Source organism: Acidobacteriota bacterium (assembly GCA_004299485.1).
GTDB lineage: Bacteria > Acidobacteriota > Terriglobia > Terriglobales > SCQP01 > SCQP01.
In genome coordinates this window covers 1-2531 of record SCQP01000022.1, presented here as the reverse complement: position 1 = coordinate 2531, position 2531 = coordinate 1, and the positions used below count along the sequence as shown (strand labels likewise).

Sequence of the window (2531 nt, the reverse complement as noted above, 5' to 3'; positions counted from 1 at the left end):
GAATCTGGAGGCTTCTGTGAGGTCTGCTGGCATGACGGGGCGGCCGGGCTGGGTGTCGGACCTCATTGTAAGCCGGATTGAACGGAGCCGCGGGCAGGACTGGCGCTATGGGGATTGTAGTGGAAGGGAAACGGCGAAGCGGTTCGCGAAGGACGATTGCCAGCAACGCGCGACGCCGTGGCGGGCCCCGGGCGTTGCGGCGGGAGCGCCCTTGTCGCAATGATATGAGCCAATCCGGCTGCCGTGGGTGACGTAAACCGGACGAAGTCGCCGCAGCCCGCCGCACCGGGCGCGATCAGTTGTGCCGGCGCCCATGGCGACGGATGCGGAGCATGGCGATGTGGACGTGCCATGCATGATCACGAGGTATCGCTCCAGAAGGGGCTCGGCGGCGCTTGTCCGCACTGCCAGACGGCGAGCGTGACCATTGGGCCTCCGCAGCAGGGGCAGCGATGCGCGGGCGCAAGGGCAGTCGCGGCGGCGGCGATCTTGGGATCCGGTTCGACGTCGTCCTGCTGCGGAGTGGCCAGCAGCCTGCGGCACAGGTCGAGCCTGGCGGTACGATGACCGTTGGCGAGAAAGCCATAATGGCGGATGCGATGGAAGCCGTCGGGCAACGTGTGCAGGAGGAAGCGACGGATGAACTCATCAGCATCGAGCGTCATGACCTTCGTCCTGCCGTGATGGCGATAATCCCGCCAGCGGAACGCGACGCGATCGTCATCCATGCTGATCAGCCGGGAGTTGGCGATGGCGACGCGATGGGTGTAGCGGCCGAGATAGGCCAGCACCTGCTCTGGCCCGCCGAAAGGTGGCTTGGCATAGACGACCCATTCGAGGCGACGGACTTCGGCGAGCACGCGGGCGAAAGCATCAGGCTTTGCCAGGTGGGCAAGGTTGCCGAAGAAGCCCAGCCGGCCCGCATCATGGGCCGCTCGCAGTTCCTCCAGGAAGAGCCGGCGAAACAGGCGCGACAGCACCCGCACAGGCAAAAAGAAGCCCGACCTGCACGAGATCCAGCGTCTGCCATCGGGCGAGACGCCACCACCCGGCACGATACAATGCAGATGGGGGTGGTAGGTGAGAGTTTGACCCCAACTGTGCAGCACCGCAATGAGGCCGATCTCGGCGCCGAGATGCTTGGGATCGGCGGCGATGGTGCGCAGCGTCTCGGCAACCGCCTTGAACAGGATCGTATATACCACCGCCTTGTTCTGGAAAGCGATCGCCGCGATCTCGGCCGGCAGCGTGAACACCACATGGAAGTAGGCGACCGGAAGAAGCTCGTCCTGCCGCGCGGCGAGCCAGTCCCGGCAGGCCTGCCCCTGGCACTTGGGGCAATGCCGGTTGCGGCAGGAGTTGTAGGCCACGCTGATCGCCCCGCAGGATCGGCAGCCCTCGACATGGCCGCCGAGTTCGGCCGTCCGGCAGAGCTCGATGGCGCTCATCGTGCGCCGCTCGACGCGTCCGAGATGGCCGTCATGAACCTGCCGATACGCCTCGCCATGGCGGCGGAAGATATCCGCCACCTCCAGTCTCGCCGACATGGGCGGAACCGTTCAGCCCGGGGGCACCACCTCGATGTTCAGCCGGTCGAGCGGGCTTGTCGTGCGCCGGATCAGACCGTTCGAGACTTTGGTGTAGCGCGCCGTCGAGGAAAGATTGTTGTGGCCGAGCAGCACCTGAATGATGCGGATATCGGTGCCGTTCTCCAGCAGATGGGTGGCGAAGCTGTGTCTGAGCGTGTGGACCGTCACACGCTTGTCGATGCCAGCCGCCGCGCGCGCCGAACGACAGGCCGAATACAACACCTGCACGTCTATGGGGCGATTGGCATCCCGGCCGGGAAACAGCCAGCCCTGCGGCTTCGCCAGTCGCCAGTAGACGCGCAGGATGCGCAAAAGCTGCGCCGACAGCATCACGGTGCGGTCCTTGCCGCCCTTGCCGTGCTCGACACGGATCACGCCGCGGCCACTGTCGATATCGCCGACCTTCAGCCCGACGGTCTCCGAGGCGCGAAGACCTGCTGCGTAGGCCGTCGTCAGCGCCGTACGCGTCTTCAGGCTCGGCACCGCCTCCAGAAAGCGGACAACCTCATCGGTGCTCAGCACCACCGGCAGCGTGCGCGGCGCGCGGGCATAGACGATCCGCTCCGGAATCTCCGCATGGCCTAGCGTCACGCCGTAGAAGAACCGCAGCGCACATACCGTCTGGTTCAGCGCCGGCCATGAGATTCCGGTCGAGACCAGATGCACCTGGAAGGCGCGGACGTCTTCCAGCCCGAGCCGGTCCGGCGAACGGCCGAAATAACACGAAAACTTCGCCACCGCATGCACGTAAGATCGTTGCGTGGCCGGCGACAGATTGCGGATCGTCATGTCATCGATCATGCGCCGGCGAAGCGGGCTCAACTCGGCCATCTCTTTGCTCCTGTTCTCAAGATTGCGCTTCAACAGCCGCAATCCTTCAAAACAGAAGCGTCACCCGCAAATCGTCCCACCAAATGCCGCGTCAGCGGCTTCGTTCAATCC

At 65.0% G+C, this 2531-nt stretch carries 2 protein-coding genes; both read right to left on the bottom strand.

The window, feature by feature from the left end; translation table 11 throughout:
- Positions 1-359 precede the first annotated feature (359 nt).
- A complete protein-coding gene (locus tag EPN33_15255; GenBank protein ID TAN20470.1) occupies positions 360-1547 on the bottom strand; it encodes an IS91 family transposase in 1188 nt (395 codons plus the stop codon).
- A 12-nt stretch (positions 1548-1559) separates the two neighbouring features.
- The gene (locus EPN33_15250; protein ID TAN20469.1) at positions 1560-2420 is read right to left on the bottom strand and encodes an integrase; all 861 of its coding nucleotides are present in this window, start codon (positions 2418-2420) and stop codon (positions 1560-1562) included.
- Between the last annotated feature and the right edge of the window lie 111 nt (positions 2421-2531).

Bases quoted from the DNA above. Each gene is read 5' to 3' on its own strand.
- EPN33_15255 (TAN20470.1), bottom strand. From the start codon at position 1,547: ATGTCGGCGAGACTGGAGGTGGCGGATATCTTCCGCCGCCATGGCGAG.
- EPN33_15250 (TAN20469.1), bottom strand. From the start codon at position 2,420: ATGGCCGAGTTGAGCCCGCTTCGCCGGCGCATGATCGATGACATGACG.